Genomic DNA, 25,216 nt, shown 5'->3' with positions numbered 1-25,216 from the left:
TGGAAAGAGCATTTAGATGAAGGGCAACATTATGCGTGTCAAAAAAGTTTCATCGGAAAAAAACAGGTTTTTATCGAAAAGAGTAGATGGAGTATCGCTACAGTGATTTATATTTGAATATGAATAAAAAGCAAATTATCTGGCTTCAGATTTTTTATTGGTGTTTCAATTTTATAGGGAACAACATTACGCCTTATTTCTTTTTCCCTGAGCGAAGGGGATTTGAAACGTATGTGCTGAACTTTACCTATTTTATTACTGAAATCTCTACTTTTTATCTTTTGTATCTTGTTATTATTCCGAAAGTATTAAATCTTGAGAAACTTTATTCTGCAGTTTTAGTTTTTTTAATCTCTATATTAAGCTTTGGTGTCATTCGGTATGGAATAGAAGAAGTACTGCTTCCAATTACTCTTGGATTCAGAAATTATAATAAAGATACCGGACTTTTATATTATTTGACAGATAATATTTACAATGCTTCACTGACGGTTTTCATTGCCGGAATTTTGTGGATCGTGGAGAAATACGGAGTTGCTGAAAATGATAAAAAACAACTTCTGATTGAAAAAAAACAGGCAGAGTTACAGGCACTGAAGACTCAGATCAATCCTCATTTTATTTTTAATTCATTAAATAATATTTACTCTTTGGTGTATCAAAAGTCAGATAAAGCACTTCCGGCCATTGAAGAACTTGGGCAATTGCTAAGATACAGTACCAAAGATCTTGAAAAAGACTCAATTTCTTTGGATAAGGAAATTGGATATATAGACAGTCTGATTGCGCTGGAGAAGCTTAGAATCAGAAATCCTGAACTGTTGAGTATACAAAAGGATATTCAACACCCTCATCTGAAGATCTCACCCATGCTGTTGGTTCCTTTTGTTGAGAATGCCTTTAAACATGGTGATTTTCGTGATAAGGGTTTTGATATGAAAATTTCAGATCATGATAAGGTGCTGCATTTTTATCTTTTAAATTTTAAAACACAGAAAATGAAAGACACCGTTTCTGGAATAGGAATTCAGAATGTAAAAAAAAGACTGGAAATATTGTATCCTAAACACCAGCTTGAGATCAAAGATTCCGAGACGGAATTTATTGTAGACTTAAAAATTGATTTAAGGGATGAATAAGATAAAATGCATCATTGTGGATGATGAGCCGCTGGCCATCTCTCTTCTGGAACATTATGTAGAGAAGATTCCCTTTCTTGAATTGGTATTTTCAACAGAGAATCCTATTCTGGCCTTGGAGTATCTGCAAAAAAATGATTCCGACCTCATCTTTCTTGATATTCAGATGCCTGAGCTTACAGGAATCAATTTTATGAAGATTGTAGGACCTGATCAAAAGTATATTCTGACAACGGCTTATTCAGAGTATGCCTTGGAAGGATATGAGCATAATGTAGTGGATTACCTGCTGAAGCCTATTTCATTTGAAAGATTTCAAAAGAGTGTATTAAAGGCTCAGGAGCGATTTTCTTTTCCACAGGAAGAAAATACCCATTTCTTTGTAAAATCTTCCGGGCAGAGGCATCGTATCGGCTTTCAGACGATTCTTTATATTGAAAGTATAAAAGACTATGTCAATATCCGGACTGAAAATGATGAGTTTATCGTTCTGGATACTCTTAAATCAATGGAAAACCAGCTTCCTGCAACATTTGTTCGGATTCATAAATCTTTCATCGTCAACCTGGATAAAGTCAAAAGTATTGGAGCGAAAAAAGTGATTCTTCCTGAATACGAGATTCCTATTGGAGAAAGTTATAGGGCAGGTCTTTTGGATAGATTAAAGTGATAAAATATCGGGATATTCATTTGAGACAGGTTTCTAAAACCAGTAAGGTTTAGAATATTTAACAAGTTCAGATCTAGTAAGTTGAAATAAAAAAAGACGACTTCAGTTGAAGCCGCCTTTCTATTAATTAATCTAACAATTAATCTTATTTTTCCTGTTGTTTGATCAGATTTAGCGCTGAACCGGCCTTAAACCAATCAATTTGCTGATCATTGTAAGTATGGTTGGCCATAATGATATCTTTAGTTCCATCGGTATGAATGAATTCTAAAGTCAGTTGTTTTCCTGGAGCGAATTGATCAAGATCTAAGAAATTAACAACATCATCTTCCAGGATCTTGTCATAGTCTGCCTCATTAGCGAAAGTAATTCCAAGCATTCCCTGTTTTTTAAGGTTCGTTTCGTGGATTCTCGCGAATGATTTTACCAATACAGCTTTCACACCAAGATGTCTTGGTTCCATGGCTGCGTGTTCTCTGGAAGAACCTTCACCATAGTTCTGGTCTCCTACAACGATTGTCGGGATACCTGCTGCTTTATAAGCTCTTTGTACAGCCGGAACTTCACCGTATTCACCGGTTAATTCATTTTTAACTTTATTGGTTTCCATGTTGTAAGCATTCACTGCTCCAATCAACATGTTGTTTGAAATATTATCCAGGTGACCTCTGTATTTCAGCCATGGTCCAGCCATAGAAATGTGGTCGGTAGTACATTTTCCGAAAGCTTTGATCAATACTCTTGCTCCGGTAATGTTTTTACCATCCCATGCAGGGAATTCTTCCAATAACTGAAGTCTGTCTGAAGTTGGGCTTACATTAACAACAACGCTTGAGCCATCTTCTGATGGTGCCTGATATCCGTTATCATCTACAGCAAATCCTTTTGAAGGAAGTTCGAAACCTCTAGGCTCGTTAAGTTTTACCTGTTCGCCAGCTTCGTTCGTTAAAGTATCAGTAATCGGGTTAAAGTCCAGTCTTCCTGAGATCGCTACAGCAGCTACCATTTCAGGAGAAGCTACAAATGCGTGGGTGTTTGGGTTACCGTCAGCTCTTTTTGCAAAGTTTCTGTTGAAAGAATGGATAATAGAGTTTTTCTCTCCTTTTTCCGCACCTTCTCTGTCCCATTGTCCGATACATGGTCCACAAGCGTTGGTAAAGATTCTTGCGTTTTCAAATTTTCTGAAAGAATCTAAGAATCCGTCTCTTTCCGCTGTAAATTTCACCTGCTCAGAACCAGGGTTGATTCCTAAGATTGCTTTAGGTTTTACCCCTTTTGACACTGCATCCTCTACAATGGATGCAGCTCTTGATAAATCTTCATAAGAAGAGTTGGTACAAGAACCGATAAGCGCCCATTCCACTTCTAACGGCCATCCGTTAGCTTCAGCTTTAGCTCTGAATTCAGCAACAGGAGTCGCTAAGTCCGGAGTGAAAGGTCCGTTTAAGTGAGGAGTCAGTTCAGAAAGGTTGATTTCTATTAATTGATCGAAATATTGTTCAGGGTTAGCATATACTTCAGCATCACCTGTTAAGTGCTCTGCAATTTTATCAGCGGCATCTACTACGTCCTGTCTTCCTGTAGCGGAAAGATATCTTCTCATAGAATCATCATATCCGAAAGTAGACGTGGTAGCCCCGATTTCAGCACCCATGTTACAGATCGTACCTTTACCCGTTGCGGAAAGAGATTCTGCACCTTCACCGAAATATTCCACGATACAGCCTGTACCTCCCTTTACGGTAAGAATTCCGGCAACTTTTAAGATCACGTCTTTTGCAGAAGTCCATCCATTCATTTTACCGGTTAATTTTACCCCGATAAGTTTAGGCATTTTAAGCTCCCAGGCCATTCCTGCCATTACGTCTACTGCATCAGCACCTCCTACACCAATAGCTACCATTCCCAATCCGCCGGCGTTTACCGTATGCGAGTCGGTACCAATCATCATTCCTCCAGGGAAGGCATAATTTTCCAGTACAACCTGGTGAATGATACCTGCTCCCGGTTTCCAGAATCCGATTCCGTATTTATCACATACAGAGCTTAAGAAGTTGAATACTTCGGAGTTTTTGTTGATCCCTTCCTGTAAGTCTTTATCAGCACCTACTTTAGCCTGGATAAGGTGATCCGCGTGAGCAGTAGAAGGAACAGCCACTTTAGCTTTTCCTGCCTGCATAAACTGTAAAAGTGCCATCTGTGCGGTAGCATCCTGCATCGCTACTCTGTCCGGTGCAAAGTCCACATAAGAGTTTCCTCGTTCATACGCTTGTGTAGCATTTCCTTCCCAAAGGTGGGTGTAAAGGATTTTTTCTGAAAGGGTAAGAGGTTTTCCCACGATTTGTCTTGCTGCTGCAATTCTTTCAGGGTAACGTTCGTACACCTTTTTGATCATATCAATATCAAAAGTCATATCGTATTTTAGTTTTGTTCTTGTTCCGTTAATGCTTCTTTTCCCTGTGTTGAAAAAGAAAATCACTTATCTATGCATCAAAAAACGTTCCTATAATCCATAAACAGGGTGTTTTTGATTCTGAAATCAATAGATTTTATAACTTTCAATTTAAGAAAAATTAGAATTTATTTTCCAGCTTTTATCGAAAAAAAAACGTAATTATCTTAAAATAGAAACGTTCTAAACAAAAAATTGGAAGATTTTAAATCCTTAAGGACTAAAATCTTCCAATAATATAGTTATTCAGTAGTCTTGCGACTTATTATCAATCTCTTAGTGAGCGCTTGTACTTGTTAATTCTTTAATAGAAGGAACGAAAGTAGTAAGGTCGATTCCTTCCACTGCAGCTTTGTACTCATCAATGCTAGGAATTCTTCCGATAATCGCAGAAAGAACAACAACCGGAGTTGAAGCAAGCAGAGATTCTCCTTTTTTACGTTCAGAATCTTCCACTACTCTTCCCTGGAAAAGACGGGTAGATGTTGCTAAAACAGTATCTCCTTTAGCTGCTTTTTCCTGGTTACCCATACAAAGGTTACATCCAGGACGCTCAAGGTACATTACGTTTTTATATTCAACACGGGCCTCTCCTTTTGGAGCGTTATCATCAAATTCAAAAGCTGAATATTTTTCTAATAATTCCCAGTCTCCTTCTGCCTTTAATTCATCAATGATGTTGTAAGTAGGGGCTGCTACTACAAGAGGAGCACTGAATTCTACCTTACCTTGTTGCTTTTCAATGTTTCTAAGCATTTGAGAAACAATCTTAAGGTCTCCTTTGTGAACCATACAAGATCCTACGAAACCAAGGTCTACTTTTTTCTCACCACCATAGTAAGAAAGATCTCTGATGGTATCGTGAGTATATCTCTTGGATACATCATCATTGTTTACATCCGGGTCAGCAATCATTGGCTCGACAATTACGTCAAGATCTACAACTACTTCAGCGTAATATTTAGCATTTGAATCCGGAGTTAAAGCAGGTTTTTCTCCTGATCTGATCTCTTCAATTCTCTTATTTGCTTTGTCAATTAATCCCTGAAGAACTTTGTTGTGGTTATCCATACCCTTATCGATCATGATCTGGATTCTGCCTTTTGCAATTTCCAGTGATTCGATCAAAGTATTATCTTCAGAAATGTTGATAGAAGCTTTTGCTTTCATTTCAGCAGTCCAGTCTGTAAAGGTAAATGCCTGGTCAGCAGGAAGTGTTCCGATGTGAACTTCAATGATTCTACCCTGGAATACGTTTTCTCCTCCAAACTGCTTCAACATCTGAGCCTGTGTAGCATGAACCACATCACGGAAATCCATGTGTTCTTTCATGTTTCCTTTGAAGGTTACTTTTACAGATTCCGGAATTGGCATTGATGCTTCACCTGTAGCCAAAGCAAGAGCCACAGTTCCTGAGTCTGCTCCGAAAGCTACTCCTTTGGACATTCTTGTGTGAGAGTCACCACCAATGATGATGGCCCACTCGTCAACAGTGATGTCATTAAGAACTTTGTGGATAACGTCAGTCATGGCGTGGTATTCACCTTTCGGGTCACGGGCTGTAATCAGTCCAAACTCGTTCATGAATTTCATCAGCTTAGGAATGTTAGCCTGAGCTTTTTTATCCCAAACCGAAGCGGTGTGACATCCCGACTGGTAAGCTCCGTCTACAGTAGGAGAGATTACAGTTGCGGCCATAGATTCAAGCTCCTGAGCAGTCATAAGCCCTGTGGTATCCTGTGAACCTACAATATTCACTTTGACACGAACGTCTGATCCGGCGTGCAGAACTTTTCCTGGGGTAGTTCCCACAGCATTTCTGTTGAAAATCTTTTCTACAGCAGTAAGTCCCTGTCCTTCATGAGAAATTTCTTTTGAAGGAGCAAAAACCGTCGGCGCTTCAATACCTAAAACCTGAGCAGCAAATGTCTGTAGTTTTTTACCAAATACGACCGCGTAAGATCCTCCTGCTCTGATGAATTCCATCTTTTGCGGAGTGAAAGATTTGGTAAGGTCGATCAGTTCCTGGTCGCCGTTATATAATTTCTTTTCTTTTGTATTGATTGTTAAAACAGTTCCTGTTGCTACTGAATATGCTTCTTCAAGAACAATGTCACCGTTTTCATTACGAACCGGGTTTCCGTTTTCGTCAACTTTCTTTACCCAGTTTTTAAGGTCAATACCGATACCTCCGGTAACGTCTACTGTGGTAAGGAAGATCGGAGAAATACCGTTTGTTCCTCCTACAATAGGAGCAATGTTAACGAATGGTACATATGGGCTGGCCTGTTTTCCTGTCCAAAGAGCCACGTTGTTTACTCCGGACATTCTGGATGATCCAACACCCATTGTTCCTTTTTCAGCGATCAGCATAACGCTTGCATCAGGATGCTTTGCCTGTAAAGCTTTGATTTCTTCCTGAGCTTCAGGAGTGATCATACATTTTCCATGAAGTTCACGGTCTGATCTTGAGTGAGCCTGATTACCCGGAGAAAGTAAATCTGTAGAAATATCTCCTTCACCAGCAATATAAGTAACTACTTTAATTTCTTCAGCAACTTCAGGAAGTTTAGTGAAGAATTCAGCTTTTGCGTAGCTTTCAAGGATTTCTTTTGCAATTTCGTTTCCGCTGTTGAATGCTTCTTTCAGACGGTTCGTATCTGCTTCATAAAGGAAAACCTGAGTTTTAAGAACGTTGGCAGCTTCTTTGGCAATAGCTGCATCATTACCTAAAGCAAGGTCCAGCAGCACCTCAATAGAAGGTCCGCCTTTCATATGAGATAATAATTCAAAGGCAAATGCCGGGGAAATTTCTTCTACTACGGATTCACCCAGAATAATTTCTTTTAAAAATTTTGCTTTTACTCCCGCTGCACTTGTTGTTCCGGGTAGTGTGTTATAAATGAAAAATTTAAGAGAGTCCGGTCGGTCAGCATTACCTGAATCTTTAATTTGTGCAATGATTTCGCTTAGTAATTCAGCACCATCAATTGGCTTTGGATGAAGCCCCTGGGTTTTTCTTTCTTCAATCTCTTTGATGTAATCCTTATAAATACTCATAATAGAAGGTCTTTCAAAATTAAAGGTAGGCCTGCTTTTTCTTTACCGGGGTGTATAAATACAATTAATGACATTTTGAGTTCTCGCATTTTGATGCAACATTAACCGAATAAAGTCAGCATAATCTACACTTTTTCAAAAGTTTTTTAAAATTATCAAACATTTCAAAATGTTCCCAAAATTACGAAATTTTACAATTTTATAAGAATGAAATTATTTAGATTCTTTATAAATATGAATTTTATAATATCTATTTTTGGTCGTATTTTTGTAATCAAATGGAGAATATGAAAAATATCCTGAATGTTTTATGTGTTTTTATTTCGATTTTCGTTTTCTCACAGACCCGATCTGTGAAGAAAATCCCTGCGAAGAAAGGACCGAAAACCACGGCTAAAAAAGCAGCTTCAGCCAGCAAACCTAATGCTGACCTGGTGGTGATCAACAAAGATCTTCCTGTTTTGATTCCTAAGAAAAAAGGAGATCAGTTCGGGTATGTCAATCAGAACGGGAAATTTATTATCCAGCCGGAATATCATATTGCCGTATTTTTTTATGAAGACTGCAACCTTCTGAATTCTCCTAATGAAAAAGTGAGAAAATTTGGAACAAAAGACTATGCTACGGTGGAGAAAAATATGATTTCTTACCGTATAGATAAGTCCGGGAAGAGAGTCTATCAGTTTAAAGATACCGATTTTGGAAAATGTAAATTTGAAGAATATAAACAACAGTTATTCCAGGCTTATATCCTTAATGGTTTTTACGGAATCATTGAAAAATCAAAATTTGTAAATGCCGCAGATTACAGACAATATCAGATCTATCCTCAATATCAGTATCTGTTCATTCTTGAAGGGGATGATGTAGCTAATCCAATGATTGTTGCTTCCAATAATGATAAATTTGGAATCATTGATGTTAACAATAAAGTTATTATTCCGTTTGAATATTCCAATATTAAAAGAAACTTCAGCTGGAAACTCGGTAAGATGTTTGAAGTGACAAAAGACGGCTCGAATTACTACTATATCGATGCCAACAACAAAACTTACTAAATAATTATAAATGATGAATGATGAATGATGAATGATGAATGATGAATGATGAATGATGAATGATGAATGATGAATGATGAATGATGAATGATGAATGATAAATGATAAATGATGAATGATAAATGATGAATGATTCATTTGATAACTCCTATTTTTCATAGTGTTTTTTCCATTCTGTAACTATTTATTTACCACGTAATCTGATATTCAGAAGCCCACATCTCGTAACCCGATCGCAGTTCATATATTTTTTGTAATTTTGCGGCTGAAATAAAGGGGTGCTTTAACAGGCTGAGATTATACCCAATGAACCTGGAACAGGTAATGCTGTTTAGGGAATTGAAAATGTACCAATGAAACAGTATAACAATATACCAATTGCTAGACTGTTAAATTAATAAAATTGTTACATTATTGCTCAACCCCTTTTATTCATTAAATATTAAAGATTTATAGAATGAAAGGATTATTTTTTTTAGGGCTTAGTGTAGGCTCAGTAGCTTTTATACAGGCTCAGAATAAAGATTCCCTAAAGGTGAGGGAAATTGAAGCAGTCAACTTTACCAAAAGGCTTCCGGTAGCAAAGGAAATCATCAATGTACAGAAAGATCTGGACAGTAAGAATCTGGGACAGGATCTTCCTATTCTTTTGAAAAATCAAACTTCCATTATTTCGACGTCAGATGCCGGAAACGGAGTAGGATATACCGGTTTCAGAATCCGTGGTGTTTCAGGAAGTGCCATCAATGTTATGATGAACGGTGTTCCATACAACGACTCTGAAAGTCAGGGAACCTTTTTTGTCAACGTTCCGGATTTGACAAGTTCTGCCTCACAGATTGTCATTCAGAGAGGAGTAGGAACTTCCAATAACGGGGTTTCTGCCTTCGGAGCAAGTATTAACGTACTTTCTAAGGATCCTGAAGAGAAATTTTATTTTAAAACGGATGACAGCTACGGATCATTTAATACTTATAAATATTCAGCAGAAATTGGCTCAGGGAAATTCTGGAAAAACCGACTTTCTGTGATGGGAAGATATACTCATATTCATTCTGACGGATACATCGACAGAGCTTCATCCAACTTACATTCTTATAATTTCACTGCCTTATTTGAAGAAGGAAATACGAAATTACGTTTAATGGCTTTTGGTGGAAAAGAGAAAACGTATCAGGCATGGAACGGGATTGATCGTAAAACCTGGGAGACTGATCCCAAATTCAATATTTCAGGGGCCATTTATGATGCCAACTGGGAGAATATTGTAAGTTTCTATGATAATGAAACGGATAACTACAGACAGAATCATTATCAGTTGCTGTGGGAACAGAAATTCAGCGACCGCTGGAATCTGGAAACCACGTTCCACTATACAAAAGGAAAGGGATATTATGAAAACTACAAGCAGGGAGATCCTTTTTCAAGATATAACCTTCCCAATATAACAGAAGGAGGAGAAACGATAAAAGCTTCAGACTTTATCAGAAAAAAATGGCTGAATAACGATTTCTACGGAATGGTTTCTACATTGTACGGAAAGTTTGAAAATTTAGATTTGAACTTTGGTGCTGTGGTCAATCAGTATTACGGAAGACACTATGGAAATGTAACAGGAGTATTTTTTCCTCAGATTGATGAAAGCGAATATTACAGAAATCGCTCTGTAAAGAATGAGGTGTCTGGTTTTGCAAAAGCTTTATTAAGATTGAATAATTTTGAATTCTTTGGTGATTTGCAGCTCAGAAAAATAAATTACAACACAAAGATTCTGACGGCTGGTGATGGTGAAGGAGCAGATTTAAGTAAAAACTGGCTGTTTTTTAATCCAAAAGCTGGAGTAAATTACAGAATTGACGGAGGTAAAATATTCCTTTCTTACGCCCACGCCCATCGTGAACCCAACAGAGACGATCTGATGGTTAATAATGATGTAAAAGCAGAAAAGCTTCACGATATTGAAGCCGGTTTTGAAAAACAGTTCGGAATCGTTTCTTTTACTGCGAATGTGTATTATATGTATTATGTGAACCAATTGGTTCTGAACGGAGAACTGAATAACGTAGGGGCATTTATCAGAACAAATTCAGGGAAGAGCTACAGAAGAGGTATTGAGGTTGGTGCTTTGGCAAAACTATCCAAACAATGGGAGGTTTCCGGTAACGTAACATTAAGCCAGAACAGAAATCAGGATTTTAATATTCAGAATGGTGATGTTCCTAAAAGCCTTGGAAATACTCAGATTTCATTTTCTCCAAATGTTATAGCCAATTTAGGCTTGAAATTCAATCCTACAAAAAATTTCCAGTTTGCTTTAATGAATCAGTATGTAGGAAAACAATATCTGGATAATACCGAAGATGCCAATCTGCAGCTTAAAGATTATTTCCTTACAGATTTCAATGCTCAGTACCAGTTTAAAATTGCCAATAATGAAATTGCATTGAAGTTATTGGTGAATAACCTGTTCAATAAGAAATATGTGAATAACGGATCTGTTTATGATGGGCAGCCTTATTATTTTTCTCAGGCAGGAACGAATTTTATGTTTGGAGTGAGCTGGAAAATTCAGTAATTGACAAATCGGCCTTTTTGCTTTTTAACAGTTTTGACCTTTTTAAGCTTAAAAAAAGCAGTTTGAATAACAGTATATCTGTTTTACTACAGAATAAGTAAAAGACTGTTTCGGCAGTCTTTTTTATATCCATTAAATATTACAAAAAGTCCCGAAAAAGTTATAAATTTGCTGCCAAATGAATATTTCAGCATATATTTTAGAATACTTAAAACAATTTGGAACTGCCACAGTTCCAGGCTTTGGGGTGTTTTCACTGAAAAATTCTAAGGCAATTATTAATTCTGAAAACGGAAGCATTCTGCCTCCGGCCAGTCAGATTGAGTTTACAATAGATTACGAAGTACAGACTGAAGATCTTGCTGCTTTTATTGCAGAACAAAAACAAATGTCTCTGGAAGCTTCAAAAAGTGATCTTAAAATTCAGACTGATTTTTGGAAGAAAAAACTTCAGGCCGAACAGGTTCTTGAAATTCAAAACCTTGGAACAGTCTTCATTGAAGAAGGACACACTCATTTCAAGGGAAAAAGAATAGAATCCGGACGTCCGGACTTTTACGGATTGGAAGAAATCAGATTCTCAGATATCAATAACGGGGAAAAAGTGAATACCACAGTGAATCGCGAAAAGGATTTTAAATTCAAAAAAACAATTCTTTGGATTTTCCTTCTGGTTATTCCGGTTCTTGGGATTTTATACCTGGCGTTTAGCCAACAGGAACTTCTTTTTGGAAAAAAATCTTTCAATAATGTTTCTGTACAGACTTCCACCCATAGAATTGTAAAAGATACGGTGAAAGTAATGGTACATACCCCGGAAACATCCGTTTCAGATTCTTTGAAAAAAGATTCATTAGTAAAACCCGCCGGAAAAGTAAAACAATCTGCCCCGGCTGTCTCAAACAACACTAAGACTAGATGGCAAAAATAAAAAAAGCGTCAGAATCTCTGACTATTATGACCAATATCGTTCTTCCGAACGAAACCAATTCTCTAAGAAACCTTTTCGGTGGTGAACTTTTAGCAAAAATGGACCGTTGTGCGTCTATTTCTGCAGCAAGACACTGCGAAAGAAGAGTAGTTACAGCTTCTGTAAACCACGTATCTTTCAACCATCCGATTCCGGAAGGAGGAGTTGTGGTGCTTGAATCTAAAGTTTCCAGAGCATTTTCCACTTCCATGGAAGTGTATGTAGATGTATGGTTGGATGATCCTATCAATCAGAAAAAAGTTCATACGAATGCCGGGATTTATACTTTCGTTGCAGTAGATGAATTCAACCGTCCAATTCCTATTCCGGAAATGATTCCTGAAACAGAGGAAGAAAAAGAAAGATTTGCCGCAGCATTCCGTAGAAAAGAACTTTCATTGATCCTTTCCGGAAGAATGAAGCCTTTGGAGTCTGTAGAGCTTAAAAAACTATTCCAGGAACCGCAGGAGTCTAAGAAAGACAAGAAATAAAACACAAAAAACACAAATGACTGGCACAAATTTTCACAAATGGTTTGTGCTCAGTCAGATGAAAAAAATAAGCAAAATGGATATTTCAGAAAATGATATATCAAAAATAGTCTACGAAGCAGGGTATACAGTTCATAAGTCTTTAGGACCTGGACTTTTGGAAAGTGCTTATGAAGAATGCCTGTTTTATGAATTAAGTAAACATGATATTCTTGTAGAAAGACAAAAACCGATGCCATTAATTTATGATGAAGTTAAAATGGATGTTGGTTATAGACTTGACTTTTTGATTGAGGAAAAATTTGTGCTGGAAATAAAATCTATAGAATCATTACAGGATATTCATTTAGCGCAAATACTTACCTACCTTCGCCTCAGTAATTGTAAACTTGGGATGTTGATCAACTTCAATACACTTCAGTTTAAAAATGGTGTTAAGAGAGTAATTAACGGTACTTTATAATTTGTGCTATTTGTGAAATAAATTAGTGTCATTTGTGTTTAAACTATGAAAATACTTCTTTTAGATAAAAACCATCCTCTCATCACTGAACAGCTTTTGGCTCAGAATTTTATTTTAGAAGAGGATTTTACATCGTCTTATGATGAGGTTTGTGATAAAATTGAGAAATATGACGGAATTATTATCAGAAGCCGTATTCCACTAGACAAAAACTTTCTGGAAAAAGGGAAGAACCTGAAGTTCATTGCCAGAGTAGGAGCCGGAATGGAAAATATTGATATTCCTGTTGCAGAAAAACTGGGAATTCAATTGATCAATTCTCCTGAAGGAAACAGAGATTCTGTGGCTGAGCATGTAGTGGGAATGCTTCTGGTGATCATGAACAGACTTTTTATTGCTTCTCAGGAAGTGAAAAACGGGATCTGGAAACGTGAAGAAAACAGAGGAGATGAGCTGTTGGGGAAAACAGTAGGATTAATTGGATATGGTAATATGGGAAAAGCTACTGCGAAAAGACTTTCAGGATTCGGATGTAAGGTGATTTTCCATGATATTCTTCCTGATCTTTCTGATGAATATGCAGTACAGGTTTCATTGGATGAATTGAAGCAGTCTGCAGAGATTGTGAGCTTACACATTCCTTTAACTGCGGAAACCCATTATCTTATAGATGAAACATTCATTGCAGAAATGAAAAAGGAGTTTTATTTTGTGAATACTGCAAGAGGAAAGAATGTTGAAACTAAAAGTTTAGTACAAGCATTGAAATCAGGAAAAGTGAAAGGTGCTTGTCTGGATGTTTTGGAATATGAAAAGTCTTCTTTTGAGAACATTGAATCAGAAAATGAAGATCTGAAATATCTTCTTGAATCAGAGAAAGCTATTGTCACACCCCATATTGCCGGATGGACCCATCAAAGTAAAGAAAAACTGGCTCAGTTTATTGTAGATAAAATTGTGGCTTCACATTGTTAAGATATTTAAAAAAATAAAATATAAAAGGCGGATATACAAAAAGTAAATCCGCCTTTTATGATGATTTTACCCTTTAACATTTTACTTTTCTACTTCACTTATGTTAAATAATTCATAATATCCACCTCATATTTATTATTTATTTTGAGTTTTATTAAATTGCCGCTCATTTTTGAATCACATGACGACGCGTAATTTTGTACTTATTTTAACTGTTCTATTATCAATATTTTCCTGTAAAAAAAAGTCTGAAGCCAAAGAAGTTTCGGCTGAAAATACAACCAATCTGCCCAACTATGGAAATGTAGATCTGAGTGATATTTTTACAAAGGGTGACGGACAGCTTTTGAACAGACAAACTACCGTAAGTTATATAGATCAGTATTACAAAAAAATATGGGAAGGAGGAGACCTTAGTGGTGGAATTCTTGTTGCCAAAGGTGATGAAATCCTGTATGAAAATTACAGAGGTTTCGGAAGAGAAGGAAACCAAATGCCAATAGATAAAAATACACCTTTGCACGTTGCTTCAGTTTCAAAGACTTTAACGGCAATGGCCATGATGAAGCTTATAGAGGCCGGAAAAATAAAATTAACGGATCACCTTACGCAGTTTTTTCCAGGATTTCCCTATCCGAATGTTACCGTTCAGACTTTATTGGATCAAAGAAGCGGTCTTCCAAAATATGAATATTTTATTACCAAGATACAACCTGCTCCGGCAGAACTTTCCAAGCCTTTTATTACCAACGAAGATGTATTGAATATGATCATCAAATATAAACCTGATCTGGCAAGAGATACGGATACAGGATTTATGTATTGCAATACGAATTTTGCTTTATTGGCTTTATTAATTGAGAAAGTGACTAAAACTCCTTTCCCTCAGGCGATGAAAGAAATGGTTTTCACACCACTGAAAATGAATAACACGTACATCTTCCAGGAAAAAGATATTCCTACAGCTTCGCAGTCTTTCTATTATGGAGGAAATAAGTTGTATCCTTTAGACAGACTTGATCTGATTTACGGAGATAAAAATGTGTACACGACACCAAGAGATTTATACAACTTCTCAAAAGCAATGTTTTCGAAAAATTTCCTGAAACCGGAACTGATGCAAATGGTATTCACTCCTTACAGCAATGAAAAAGCAGGAATGAATAATTATGGATTAGGATTCAGAATGAAAATATTCGATAATGGCGAGAAGCTGACCTATCACAACGGATGGTGGCATGGCACCAACTCGGTATTTGCCCATCTTTTAAAATCTAAGGTTACCATTGTAGCTATTGGAAATAAATATTCAAACAAAGTATATACAGCTCTTGCATTATCAGGATTATTTGAAGATTTCCCTTTACAGAAAGAGAAACTTCATACGGTGATGCACGACAATAAAGATACTTTGAATTCCGAACAGGAAGTTTTTGGAGAATAATGTTTACTTTTGCCTAAACATTTTCATGAAAAGGTTTCTTTTATTACTCATTATCTGTTTTCTTGTACATTCATGTGCAAGAGTAGGATCTCCTGTTGGAGGGCCTAAAGATACTCTGGCACCGAAATTTTTAAGTTCAAACATTGATACAACAAGAATTAATGTCAAAAGAGATATTCACCAGCTCCGTCTGGATTTTGATGAATATGTGACGTTGAAGGATATCAATAAAAACCTGATTATTTCACCTCCCATTAAAGGGATAACGAGGATTCTTCCGTCCAATATTGCCAACAAATTTGTTCTGATTCAATGGTCAGATACCCTTCAGGCTAATACAACGTATAATTTCAATTTTGGAAACTCAATTGTTGATAATAACGAATCCAATATACTAAGGTATTTCAATTTTGCTTTTTCTACAGGAGATAAATTGGACGATCTTTATATCAGCGGTGAAGTGAAGGATGCTCTCAATACTAAAAAGAAAGAAGGAACTACAGCAGAAAATAAACTTGTCGTAGGATTGTATCAGCTAAAAGATACAATGGATTACAAGAAAAAACCTTACTATATCACGAAGGTAGATGAAGACGGATATTACGAATTAAACTATCTGACTCCTGGGAAATATAAAATTATTGCTTTTGAAGACGAGAATGGAAATTCTATGTATGATCCGGGTAAAGAAAAAGTAGGTTTCCAGAAAGATCCCATCAATTTTGAGAAATCTATTTCAGGGTTAAACTTAAAAGTATATCCTTCCAAAAAGGCTGTAAAGTATGTTGAAATGAAAGAAATCTCAGGCGGTGTTCTGATGACTTTTGAAGGAAATCCTGACGAAGTAAAAGTTCAGTCGCTGAATGAGAAACTGAAAGATGTAAAAATAACCCATACTCCGAAATCAGACTCTGTAAGAATCTGGTTTGATGCGGTAAAAGATAATGTAGGGCAGGACGCCAATGAAAAACTGATATTCACCCATAATAAAGGTCTGAAAAAAGACAGTGCCTACAGCGTGTCTTTATTTTACAGATACAATAAAAAGAATGTCATGGATCTCAACAGTGATAATGGAGGTGAATCATTAGCTCCAAAGTCAGATTTTAGGATATCTTCCAATTATATCGTTGATAAAATAGATCCTTCAAAATGGACACTTAAGATGAAAGGAGACAGTTTAACATCGTTACCATTTACTGCGAGAATTTCAGAAACAAATCCTTATCAGATTCAGGTTCAGTCAGATTTTGTAATGGGGAAAAGTTATGAGCTTACCGTACCTAAAGAAACCGTATCCTCTTTCTATGCAAAAAATACTCAGTCTAAGCGTTTCGATTTTGATGTTGACAAGATAGACCAGTTTGGAAGTGTTGAATTCTCCATTTCTAATGCACCTACGACAAATTATTGGATTCAGCTGCTGGATTCTTCAGATAAAATTGCTTATCAGAGATATATAAAAGGAGACAAAGTAAAATTTGATATCCTGAAACCTGGAGAATATATTGTGAGAATTCTGGTAGATAATAACGGGAATAAATATTGGGATGAAGCAGATTTTGCAAATGATGTTTTTGCTGAAGATGCCTATGTTTTCTATAAAAAAGTGATCATTAGAGGTCTATGGGAAACAAGAGAAGAGTGGGATCTGAAGGATACCAGAACACTTGATAATCCTAAAGGAGCTACGCCCGCTGTAGCAATTCCTGTAGTGGAAACACCACCAGCTGCGACTGAAGTGAAACAGGAAGCTAAAAAAGAATTAAAATCTCAAAATGCTGTTTTAACGCCAGTAAAGTAAGTTGATGAAGATCGCTAAGAAAATAATATTCTGGACATTGGTGGCGTTTGCCCTGATTCAGTTCTTTCCTATCGATAGAACCAATCAGCCTGTGGATAAGAAGGAAAACTTTGTTGATGCAAGGAAATCACCGGAAAAGATCAGAACGCTGCTTAAAAATGCATGCTATGACTGTCATTCCAATGAAACGGTTTATCCGAAATATGCTTTTATTGCTCCCGTTTCATGGTCTGTGAAGAGTCACGTGAATGAAGGTCGCGAACATCTTAATTTTTCTGTCTGGGGAACATATAATAAGGATCTGAAGGAAAATATGCTGACTAAATCCGTTCAGACCATTCAGAACAAAACAATGCCGATGCCGGGTTATATTGTTTATCATAAAGAAGCCAATCTTTCAGAAGCGGAAAGAGCATTGCTGATTCAGTATTTTGAAGAAATGCTGAAGACTAAAACCTACTAGTTTCTATCATAGAAAACTCCCGCAGATTTTACAAACTAAGCAGATTATTTAAAACAAATATCTGTCCGGTCTGTAAAATCTGCGGGAGAATATTTTACAAAAATTATTTCTTTATATAGCTCTCAAAAAATCTCTTCTGAGAATCGAAAGCGATATCTTCAAAATCCAGATCCTGTAAAGGAATCCAGACTGCTTCTGAGATTTCAGAGAGTTCAAGACTTACCTCAAATTTTTCCGGAACATTGTATTCATAAAAGAGATCGATCGTATTATAATCAATTTCCTTGTATTGATAAATGTTAGGAAGGCTGGTAAGGTATTTTAGGTTCGAAATATCGATATCAAGCTGAAGTTCCTCAAAAAGTTCTCTTTTACAGGTTTCCTCTGCACTTTCTTTAGGGTCGACAAATCCTCCTGCAAGATCGAGTTTCCCTTTTTTAGGATCTCTGTTTCTTCTGGTAAGATAAATTTCGTCTCCACATCTGATGACAACTGCTACCGCACCTGCCACATTATTATACAAAGTAAAACCGCATTCCGGACAGCTCCATTTTTTTTCACCATCCCAGTGTAAGGACTCCTTGCCACAGCTTGGACAATATTTCAATAGTTTCATTGAGCAATATTAATATTTCTCGGGTGATAACTCAAAATAACATCCCTTAATTCTTCTGTTTTCAGATGCGTATAGATCTCCGTTGTCGTAATACTGGAATGTCCCAGCATTTCCTGGATATAACGTAAATCTGCCCCATTCTGTAACAAATGGGTTGCAAATGAATGTCTGAATGTGTGTGGAGATATTTTTTTGTTAACCCCTGCTTTATCTGTAAGTTCTTTGATAATAAGAAATACGATTACTCTGGACATAGAAGTCCCACGGCTGTTTAAGAACAGAGTATCTTCATATTTCTTATTGACTTTTCCTTTAGAACGCACCTCTTTGATATAACTTTCAAGCAAATCAGCCGTATAATCAGCTAAAGGAACAAAGCGGGTTTTATTTCCTTTTCCGTGTACCTTGATATATTGCTCTTTGAAATTGATATTGGAGATCTTCAGATCGATCAGTTCAGAAACACGAAGTCCGCATCCATATAGTACCTCTATGATGCAGTGGTTTCTTTTTCCAAGATCTGTATTGACCTCAATAGCAGCAATAATTTTGTTGATATCAGGCAGGCTTAAAGTATCAGGTAGATATAGTCCCAGTTTAGGGCCTTCAAGTAACGCCGCAGGATTGTCTTCACGATATTCATCCTCCAGCAGAAATTTGAAGAAAGCTTTGATGGAAGATATCCATCTTGCCTGTGATCTCTCACTGAATTTCTGTTTGGAAAGATTGAAAATGTATTCCTGCAGGTTTTCGTAACCGATGGAGTCTGGACCGACGTTTTCCAGATCCTCTTCTGCGTAATCTTTTAATTTCTTAATGTCCCGAACGTAAGCGTCGAGCGTGTTTTCTGAAAAATTTCTTTCGAAACGAAGAAATATTTCAAAATCTTTGATCTTTTCATCCCAAGTCATTTGTGCTTATTTTTTTAGTTCACAGTCCGATATTTGTTCTATTTCAATATTATGGTTTCTCAGGAACGATATTCCATCGTCATCCGAATACTCATTAATGTACACCAGTCTCGTAATCCCTGCCTGCAGAATCAGCTTGCTGCATTCTTTACAGGGAGACAGCGTTAAATATAACGTTGCTCCTTTTGCAGATTGGGTAGAGGCAGCCAGCTTTAATATAGCATTGGCTTCCGCATGCAATACGTACCAGTGTGTTTTTCCATCTTCATCTTCACAGCAGTTTTCGAATCCCGAAGGAGTCCCGTTGTAACCATCTGAAATAATCATCCTATCTTTTACGATAAGAGCTCCCACCTGTTTTCTCTTACAGTAGGAGAGTTTTGCCCATTCCTGAGCCATTTTTAGATAAGCTTTATCAAACTTATTCATACCGCAGCATTGTTTTTTTTCGAAATAATTTGGATTAAAATCTTTTAGAAAGATTTAGAAGTTAGGCTTTCTCTTCTCTAGAAACGCAGTAACTCCTTCTTTCTTATCTTCCATTTCAAAAAGTTCTCCGAAATATTTGATTTCAGTTTCAAAACCTTTTTCCCTATCCGATAAATTCACGGCATTGATAGCCTTCGATATTGCCATTGGTGAATTGTAGGCAATCGTGTTTGCTAATTCTTTCGTTTTGGTTAATAATTCTTCAATAGGGTATACTTCATTCACCAGTCCGATCTCTTTTGCTTTTTGAGCAGGGATCATTTTGGCAGAGAAGATCATTTCATTGGCAATACCTTTTCCTACAAGCTTTGGAAGCCTCTGAGTTCCTCCGTATCCTGGAATCAATCCAAGTGTTACTTCAGGAAGTCCTAATCTGGCGTTTTCCGATGCATATCTGATGTGGCATGCCATGGCAAGCTCCAAACCTCCGCCTAATGCAAAACCGTTTACGGCTGCAATGACAGGTTTAGACATATTTTCAATCTTGTTGAACAATGTATTTTGTCCGTTTCTTGCAAGTTCTTCAGCTTTTTCCTGTCCGAATTCACTGAATTCCTTGATATCAGCTCCTGCTACAAAAGATTTTTCTCCACTTCCGGTAAGGATAATGACTCTACATGAAGTGTCAGCGTTAAGCTCATCCAGTGCGGTACTGATTTCCTGAATTGTTTTGGCATTTAAAGCATTTAAACTCTCAGGTCTGTTTATGGTAATAATAGATAATTTATCTTCTTTTTTTAATAATATGTTCTCGTAACTCATTTTTCCACTTTAAAATATCATCCTTTGCAAATTATGAATTTTTTACAAAAAAAAGGAAAAAATATTATTTTTTTTTCCTTTTTTTTAATTTATCATTCAATATGATTATTTTGAATGATTCATCATATTTGCATCAATATTGACGTTTAGTTGAGAAGCCACTTTCATGCCAAGCTCTATGTTAGCACGGAAAAAGTGACATAGCTGTCGGTTGATAATCTCATCCTTTTTAGGTCCTGTAATGCCATTCATACTGCCTACAATATTTTTGATCAGATGATCTCTGTCCTCAGCATTCATTGCTTTTGAATACAAAAGCCCCGGTTGGGTATAGTGATCACTGTCATTGTCATTTCTGTTGTAGCTGGCAACATGAGCACTGTCTAACTCATATTCATAGTTTTTATAAGATGAATCTGCTTTAATATCATCAAAACTGTTCGGATGATAATTAGGTTTGTCCTTGTACTGGCTTGAATCCGCCATATAACCATCTCTTTGGTAGTTGTTGACTTCAAATGGACATCTGTTCACTTCCAGCTGATGAGCATTGACACCTACTCTGTAACGATGAGCGTCAGGATATGAAAATAATCTTCCCTGAAGCATTTTGTCCGGTGAGAAACTGATTCCGTTAATTAAGTTACTTGGTGAAAAAGTAGACTGTTCCACATGGGCGAAATAATTAACAGGTACTTCGTTCAGTTCCATTTCTCCTACTTCAATCAAAGGGAAATCATCGTGGAACCATACTTTGGTTACATCAAACGGATTCCATCTGAAATCTTTTGCCTGTTCTTCTGTCATTACCTGAATGTACATCGTCCATTTAGGGAAATCCCCATTTTCAATAGCGTTGCAAAGGTCTTCCTGTGCAAAGTCCGGGTTTTCTCCGGCCATTTTTACGGCTTCTTCCTCCGTAAAGTTTTTTACACCTTGTTTTGTTTTAAAATGGAATTTCACCCATACTCTTTCATTTTTATCGTTGATCATGGAGAAAGTATGAGATCCGAAACCGTGCATATGTCTGTAGCCGTGAGGTGTTCCTCTGTCTGACATTAGTATAAGAACCTGATGAAGTGATTCCGGGTTTAAGCTCCAGAAATCCCACATCATCGTGGCGCTTTTTAAGTTGGTTTTCGGCACTCTTTTCTGAGTGTGAATAAAATCCGGGAATTTTTTTGCATCCTTAATAAAGAATACGGGAGTATTGTTTCCTACAAGATCCCAGTTTCCGTCTTCGGTATAAAATTTTAAGGCAAAACCTCTCGGGTCTCTTGCCGTATCTGCGCTTCCTTTTTCGCCTCCCACCGTGGAAAATCTTGCGAACATTCTGCATGAGTTTCCTACTTTTGAAAACAGCTTTGCTTTTGTGTACTGGCTGATGTCGTGTGTTACAGTGAACGTTCCGTAAGCTCCGCTTCCTTTGGCATGCACAATCCTTTCAGGAATTCTTTCCCTAACGAAATGTGCAAGATTCTCCTGAAGAATAAAGTCCTGCAGCAATACCGGGCCTCTTGGTCCTACCGTCTGTGAATCCTGATGTTCAAAATAAGGTGCCCCGTTACTTAACGTTAATTTTTTAGAATCCATATAATTGATGATTTGAATAATTGTTTCTTTTTTCTAAATCCAGTGTAAAGGTAATGAATATCAAATTTACTTGAATTTTTAATTGCTAATAGCAAAAACGTTATATCTTTGTAATAGATAATATTAATCAAATGAACATTCAGCAACTGGAGTATCTTATCGCCGTTGATAAGTATAAACATTTTGGTAAGGCCGCTCAGGCGTGTTTTATTACCCAACCTACGTTAAGTGCCATGATACAGAAATTTGAGGATGAACTGGATGTAAAGGTTTTCGACAGAACTACTCACCCGATTCGTACCACGGATGTAGGTCTTCAGATTATTGATCAGGCAAAGGTAATTATCGAGTCTGTCAATGAGCTGAAAAACAAAGCCAACCTTTTGAATAATATTCTAGGAGGAACTATCAATCTGGGAATCATTCCTACGGTGTCTTCTTTCATTCTGCCAACAGAGATTTTCAAATTCCTGGAGGAAAATCCGAAGATTCAGATGAATGTAAAAGAAATGACAACTGATAATATTATTAAAGCGCTGAAAGCAGGAGAGTTAGATGCCGGAATTATTTCCACTCCTTACGATACCGCTGACGAGTTTTATCAGGATTTTCTGTTCAATGAGGAGTTGATGATTTACAGTTCCAATACAGAAGCTAACAAAAAGAATTCTTATATCATTCCGGAAGATCTGAATGTAGAGAAAGTATGGCTTCTTGAAGAAGGGAACTGTCTGAGAAATCAGTTTGAAAATATTTGTCACCTTAAAGAAAATACCCTGAAACCTAAAAATTTAGATTTCTTAGCTTCCAATATCCAGACTCTGGTACACATGGTAGATAAAGTAGGAGGAATCAGTATTCTGCCGGAACTGGCACTGAGCCAGCTTTCAGAAGAGCAGAAGAAAAATGTTTTCAGATTTAAAAAACCTTTCCCGTATCGGGAAATCAGTATTATTTACTATAAACCGACTTTTAAGCAAAAAATTATTGATGAATTATCACATTCTATCAAAACTTCTTTAGAACTTAAGTTGAATTACCACGAAAGTCCGAAAGAATTTGTAAGCATTAAGCCTCAGTAATGGAAATGCTTTAAAGTGATAGAAATCATCAATTTAAATAAAAGTATAATTAATAAACAAAATTTTTGAGTATTACGAAAATAGTACTTAAATTTGCTGACGTTTATTACGAGGAAAAATTTGACCTGATTGCAACCTCTATAAAAAAATGCTAAAACAGTATTCTTTTTTCTGGGCAATTTCATTCATATTTTTCGCAATACAATTTTTTAAATCTTTAAAAACAAAAGAATTATATGTCTTATTTATTTACATCTGAATCAGTTTCAGAAGGACATCCGGATAAAATTGCCGATCAGATTTCCGATGCATTAATCGACCATTTCTTAGCCTATGATAAAGATTCAAAAGTAGCATGTGAAACTCTTGTAACTACCGGACAGGTGGTATTGGCAGGAGAAGTAAAATCAGATGCTTACCTTGATGTACAGACCATTGCCAGAGAAGTAATCAACGGAATCGGGTATACGAAAGGAGAATATATGTTCAACGGAGATTCTTGCGGAGTTATTTCTGCTATCCATGAGCAGTCACCTGATATCAACCAAGGAGTTGACAGAGCTGTAAATGATGAGTCTTTCGAAGCTAAAGCAAATGCACAGGGAGCAGGAGATCAGGGTATGATGTTCGGGTATGCTACCAATGAAACGGCAAACTATATGCCTCTTGCATTGGATCTTGCCCATACGATCCTGAAAGAACTTTCTGCTATCAGAAGAGAAAATAAGGAAATCACTTATCTTCGTCCGGATGCAAAAAGCCAGGTAACCATTGAGTATTCTGACGATCATAAACCAATCAGAATAGATTCTATCGTAGTTTCTACCCAACATGATGACTTTGGAAGTGAAGAAGAAATGCTGAACAAAATCCGTGAGGATATCAAAAATATTCTGGTTCCAAGAGTTGTTGCACAGCAAACTGAAGAAATCAAGGCTTTATTCAACGATCAGATCAAATATCACATCAATCCTACTGGGAAATTCGTAATCGGAGGACCTCACGGAGATACAGGTCTTACAGGTAGAAAAATCATCGTTGATACCTACGGAGGTAAAGGAGCTCATGGTGGTGGTGCTTTCTCTGGAAAAGATCCTTCTAAAGTAGACAGAAGTGCGGCTTACGCAACAAGACATATTGCTAAGAACTTAGTGGCTGCCGGAGTAGCGGATGAAGTTTTGGTACAGGTTTCTTACGCCATTGGAGTAGCTGAACCTTGTGGTTTATACATCAACACTTATGGAACTGCGAAAGTAGATCTTCATGACGGAGATATCGCTAAAAAAGTTTCTGCTATTTTTGATTTAAGGCCTTATGCTATTGAGCAGAACTTGAAATTAAGAAATCCTATTTATCAGGAAACAGCGTCTTACGGGCATATGGGTAAAGAGCACTATATAGCTGATAAAACTTTCAATAAAGGACATAAAAATGAGCTTACATTAGAAGGGCTTGAGTTCTTTACATGGGAAAAACTAGACAAAGTAGAGGAAATTAAAGCTGCTTTTGGAATTTAATTTCTCTTTAAAGAATAATAAATGAACTGCTTTATCTTTGGATAAGGCAGTTTTTTTTAATTTTACACCTTAATAATATAGAAAGATGATGAATTTTCGAACTGTAGTTGCTGCCATGTCTCTGGTTTTGCTAAGCACATTAGTAAAAGCTCAATATACCATGCATAAAATGATCAGTGTAGGGTATACTTACCAAAATCAAAGTTTTGGTGAAATAGGAGGTAAATTACTTTTCCTTAAAAATGATGATGTGATTTACAGAGTAGGAGGATCTGCAATGATGGGATCTGTGGATTCTAAATTTGCTATTATGCCCAAACTACAGGCTGATGTCCTTCTTAATTTTGAAAAGAATGTAGACTTCTATCATTCATATTACTTTTTAGCAGGTGTGGAAGGAACCAATAAATACATTGCCCCTAAGATAGGAGTTACCTTATTTGGGATGCTTGATCTTACAGGAGGTTATGCTTTTCCTATCGGAGATACCCGACTGAACGGCAAAGAGATGAAAGGACTGAATATTAATTTTACATTAAATGTTCCTACAGTCTTTATTCATGACATGTTTAAATGATTTTTTTTAGATTTTTCTCTATAAAATTTAATAATAGGTTAACAGTTATTAAAAAATTATTATATTTACATCATAATAATTGTACTACTGCCTATAGAAGAGACT

The 25,216-nt window shown here is 36.6% G+C and carries 21 protein-coding genes and 1 riboswitch; of the genes, 14 read left to right on the top strand and 7 right to left on the bottom strand.

Going from position 1 to position 25,216, the window contains the following annotated elements; genetic code table 11:
• The first annotated feature begins 119 nt into the window (after positions 1–119).
• A complete protein-coding gene (locus DEU39_RS20770; RefSeq protein WP_062675995.1) occupies positions 120–1,139 on the top strand; it encodes a sensor histidine kinase in 1,020 nt (339 codons plus the stop codon).
• Complete coding sequence (locus DEU39_RS20765) at positions 1,132–1,809, top strand: LytR/AlgR family response regulator transcription factor (RefSeq protein WP_062675994.1); 678 nt, start codon at positions 1,132–1,134, stop codon at positions 1,807–1,809. The genes DEU39_RS20770 and DEU39_RS20765 overlap by 8 nt, the downstream gene beginning before the upstream one ends.
• A gap of 145 nt (positions 1,810–1,954) precedes the next feature.
• On the opposite strand, the gene DEU39_RS20760 is transcribed toward DEU39_RS20765, so the two are convergent.
• Positions 1,955–4,222, bottom strand: coding sequence for an aconitate hydratase (locus DEU39_RS20760; protein ID WP_120233328.1), 2,268 nt, complete (start codon positions 4,220–4,222; stop codon positions 1,955–1,957).
• A 315-nt stretch (positions 4,223–4,537) separates the two neighbouring features.
• Positions 4,538–7,321: a bifunctional aconitate hydratase 2/2-methylisocitrate dehydratase gene (locus DEU39_RS20755; protein WP_062675993.1), complete on the bottom strand. Its 2,784-nt coding sequence runs from the start codon at positions 7,319–7,321 to the stop codon at positions 4,538–4,540.
• Between the two features lie 287 nt (positions 7,322–7,608).
• On the opposite strand from DEU39_RS20755, the gene DEU39_RS20750 reads away from it, so the two are divergent.
• The 9 genes from DEU39_RS20750 to DEU39_RS20710 all read left to right on the top strand — a co-directional run bounded on the left by DEU39_RS20750 (position 7,609) and on the right by DEU39_RS20710 (position 17,564).
• On the top strand, positions 7,609–8,379 hold the full coding sequence (locus tag DEU39_RS20750; RefSeq protein ID WP_062676122.1) for a WG repeat-containing protein: 771 nt from the start codon (positions 7,609–7,611) through the stop codon (positions 8,377–8,379).
• 264 nt (positions 8,380–8,643) lie between these two features.
• A riboswitch (TPP riboswitch) is annotated at positions 8,644–8,735 on the top strand.
• A 101-nt stretch (positions 8,736–8,836) separates the two neighbouring features.
• Complete coding sequence (locus DEU39_RS20745) at positions 8,837–10,954, top strand: TonB-dependent receptor (protein ID WP_120233235.1); 2,118 nt, start codon at positions 8,837–8,839, stop codon at positions 10,952–10,954.
• Between the two features lie 178 nt (positions 10,955–11,132).
• Positions 11,133–11,885: a hypothetical protein gene (locus DEU39_RS20740; protein ID WP_120233234.1), complete on the top strand. Its 753-nt coding sequence runs from the start codon at positions 11,133–11,135 to the stop codon at positions 11,883–11,885.
• Positions 11,873–12,415: an acyl-CoA thioesterase gene (locus DEU39_RS20735; protein WP_062675990.1), complete on the top strand. Its 543-nt coding sequence runs from the start codon at positions 11,873–11,875 to the stop codon at positions 12,413–12,415. The genes DEU39_RS20740 and DEU39_RS20735 overlap by 13 nt, the downstream gene beginning before the upstream one ends.
• 76 nt (positions 12,416–12,491) lie before the next feature.
• The gene (locus DEU39_RS20730) at positions 12,492–12,878 is read left to right on the top strand and encodes a GxxExxY protein (RefSeq protein WP_120233327.1); all 387 of its coding nucleotides are present in this window, start codon (positions 12,492–12,494) and stop codon (positions 12,876–12,878) included.
• A gap of 45 nt (positions 12,879–12,923) precedes the next feature.
• On the top strand, positions 12,924–13,853 hold the full coding sequence (locus tag DEU39_RS20725; RefSeq protein ID WP_120233233.1) for a 2-hydroxyacid dehydrogenase: 930 nt from the start codon (positions 12,924–12,926) through the stop codon (positions 13,851–13,853).
• A 181-nt stretch (positions 13,854–14,034) separates the two neighbouring features.
• Complete coding sequence (locus tag DEU39_RS20720; protein WP_120233232.1) at positions 14,035–15,297, top strand: serine hydrolase domain-containing protein; 1,263 nt, start codon at positions 14,035–14,037, stop codon at positions 15,295–15,297.
• 25 nt (positions 15,298–15,322) lie between these two features.
• Positions 15,323–17,101, top strand: coding sequence for an Ig-like domain-containing protein (locus DEU39_RS20715; protein ID WP_120233231.1), 1,779 nt, complete (start codon positions 15,323–15,325; stop codon positions 17,099–17,101).
• A gap of 4 nt (positions 17,102–17,105) precedes the next feature.
• Positions 17,106–17,564 (top strand): heme-binding domain-containing protein, encoded by a 459-nt coding sequence (locus DEU39_RS20710; protein ID WP_120233230.1) that lies wholly within the window; start codon positions 17,106–17,108, stop codon positions 17,562–17,564.
• A 103-nt stretch (positions 17,565–17,667) separates the two neighbouring features.
• On the opposite strand, the gene DEU39_RS20705 is transcribed toward DEU39_RS20710, so the two are convergent.
• The 5 genes from DEU39_RS20705 to DEU39_RS20685 form a co-directional block, all read right to left on the bottom strand.
• On the bottom strand, positions 17,668–18,180 hold the full coding sequence (locus DEU39_RS20705) for an NUDIX hydrolase (protein WP_120233229.1): 513 nt from the start codon (positions 18,178–18,180) through the stop codon (positions 17,668–17,670).
• Positions 18,177–19,091, bottom strand: a complete 915-nt coding sequence (gene xerD, locus DEU39_RS20700; protein ID WP_034692523.1) for a site-specific tyrosine recombinase XerD — start codon at positions 19,089–19,091, stop codon at positions 18,177–18,179. The genes DEU39_RS20705 and xerD overlap by 4 nt, the downstream gene beginning before the upstream one ends.
• 6 nt (positions 19,092–19,097) lie before the next feature.
• Positions 19,098–19,520 (bottom strand): deoxycytidylate deaminase, encoded by a 423-nt coding sequence (locus tag DEU39_RS20695; protein ID WP_007844123.1) that lies wholly within the window; start codon positions 19,518–19,520, stop codon positions 19,098–19,100.
• Between the two features lie 54 nt (positions 19,521–19,574).
• Entirely contained in the window at positions 19,575–20,342 is a 768-nt protein-coding gene (locus tag DEU39_RS20690; RefSeq protein WP_120233228.1) for an enoyl-CoA hydratase/isomerase family protein, read from the bottom strand.
• Between the two features lie 105 nt (positions 20,343–20,447).
• Positions 20,448–21,935 (bottom strand): catalase, encoded by a 1,488-nt coding sequence (locus tag DEU39_RS20685; RefSeq protein WP_062675983.1) that lies wholly within the window; start codon positions 21,933–21,935, stop codon positions 20,448–20,450.
• A 131-nt stretch (positions 21,936–22,066) separates the two neighbouring features.
• Here DEU39_RS20685 and DEU39_RS20680 point away from each other — a divergent pair, with 131 nt between their 5' ends.
• From DEU39_RS20680 to DEU39_RS20670, 3 genes are all read left to right on the top strand, one after another.
• Positions 22,067–23,017 (top strand): LysR substrate-binding domain-containing protein, encoded by a 951-nt coding sequence (locus DEU39_RS20680; protein WP_034692517.1) that lies wholly within the window; start codon positions 22,067–22,069, stop codon positions 23,015–23,017.
• A gap of 236 nt (positions 23,018–23,253) precedes the next feature.
• Positions 23,254–24,534, top strand: coding sequence for a methionine adenosyltransferase (metK, locus tag DEU39_RS20675; RefSeq protein ID WP_062675982.1), 1,281 nt, complete (start codon positions 23,254–23,256; stop codon positions 24,532–24,534).
• An 85-nt stretch (positions 24,535–24,619) separates the two neighbouring features.
• Positions 24,620–25,111 (top strand): hypothetical protein, encoded by a 492-nt coding sequence (locus tag DEU39_RS20670; protein WP_120233227.1) that lies wholly within the window; start codon positions 24,620–24,622, stop codon positions 25,109–25,111.
• The last annotated feature ends 105 nt before the right edge of the window (positions 25,112–25,216 follow it).

Origin of the sequence: Chryseobacterium sp. AG363, from assembly GCF_003610675.1 — a bacterium.
GTDB lineage: Bacteria > Bacteroidota > Bacteroidia > Flavobacteriales > Weeksellaceae > Chryseobacterium > Chryseobacterium cucumeris.
The sequence above is the reverse complement of the archived record's forward strand: the minus strand, read 5'-3'. Positions and strand labels throughout refer to the sequence as shown.

Coding starts and splice junctions, on each gene's coding strand:
- DEU39_RS20730 (WP_120233327.1), top strand. CDS start 12,492: ATGGATATTTCAGAAAATGATATATCAAAAATAGTCTACGAAGCAGGG.
- DEU39_RS20715 (WP_120233231.1), top strand. CDS start 15,323: ATGAAAAGGTTTCTTTTATTACTCATTATCTGTTTTCTTGTACATTCA.
- DEU39_RS20750 (WP_062676122.1), top strand. CDS start 7,609: ATGAAAAATATCCTGAATGTTTTATGTGTTTTTATTTCGATTTTCGTT.
- metK (WP_062675982.1), top strand. CDS start 23,254: ATGTCTTATTTATTTACATCTGAATCAGTTTCAGAAGGACATCCGGAT.
- DEU39_RS20725 (WP_120233233.1), top strand. CDS start 12,924: ATGAAAATACTTCTTTTAGATAAAAACCATCCTCTCATCACTGAACAG.
- DEU39_RS20710 (WP_120233230.1), top strand. CDS start 17,106: ATGAAGATCGCTAAGAAAATAATATTCTGGACATTGGTGGCGTTTGCC.
- DEU39_RS20740 (WP_120233234.1), top strand. CDS start 11,133: ATGAATATTTCAGCATATATTTTAGAATACTTAAAACAATTTGGAACT.
- DEU39_RS20680 (WP_034692517.1), top strand. CDS start 22,067: ATGAACATTCAGCAACTGGAGTATCTTATCGCCGTTGATAAGTATAAA.
- DEU39_RS20770 (WP_062675995.1), top strand. CDS start 120: ATGAATAAAAAGCAAATTATCTGGCTTCAGATTTTTTATTGGTGTTTC.
- DEU39_RS20760 (WP_120233328.1), bottom strand. CDS start 4,222: ATGACTTTTGATATTGATATGATCAAAAAGGTGTACGAACGTTACCCT.
- DEU39_RS20705 (WP_120233229.1), bottom strand. CDS start 18,180: ATGAAACTATTGAAATATTGTCCAAGCTGTGGCAAGGAGTCCTTACAC.
- DEU39_RS20690 (WP_120233228.1), bottom strand. CDS start 20,342: ATGAGTTACGAGAACATATTATTAAAAAAAGAAGATAAATTATCTATT.
- xerD (WP_034692523.1), bottom strand. CDS start 19,091: ATGACTTGGGATGAAAAGATCAAAGATTTTGAAATATTTCTTCGTTTC.
- DEU39_RS20755 (WP_062675993.1), bottom strand. CDS start 7,321: ATGAGTATTTATAAGGATTACATCAAAGAGATTGAAGAAAGAAAAACC.
- DEU39_RS20720 (WP_120233232.1), top strand. CDS start 14,035: ATGACGACGCGTAATTTTGTACTTATTTTAACTGTTCTATTATCAATA.
- DEU39_RS20670 (WP_120233227.1), top strand. CDS start 24,620: ATGATGAATTTTCGAACTGTAGTTGCTGCCATGTCTCTGGTTTTGCTA.
- DEU39_RS20745 (WP_120233235.1), top strand. CDS start 8,837: ATGAAAGGATTATTTTTTTTAGGGCTTAGTGTAGGCTCAGTAGCTTTT.
- DEU39_RS20735 (WP_062675990.1), top strand. CDS start 11,873: ATGGCAAAAATAAAAAAAGCGTCAGAATCTCTGACTATTATGACCAAT.
- DEU39_RS20685 (WP_062675983.1), bottom strand. CDS start 21,935: ATGGATTCTAAAAAATTAACGTTAAGTAACGGGGCACCTTATTTTGAA.
- DEU39_RS20695 (WP_007844123.1), bottom strand. CDS start 19,520: ATGAATAAGTTTGATAAAGCTTATCTAAAAATGGCTCAGGAATGGGCA.
- DEU39_RS20765 (WP_062675994.1), top strand. CDS start 1,132: ATGAATAAGATAAAATGCATCATTGTGGATGATGAGCCGCTGGCCATC.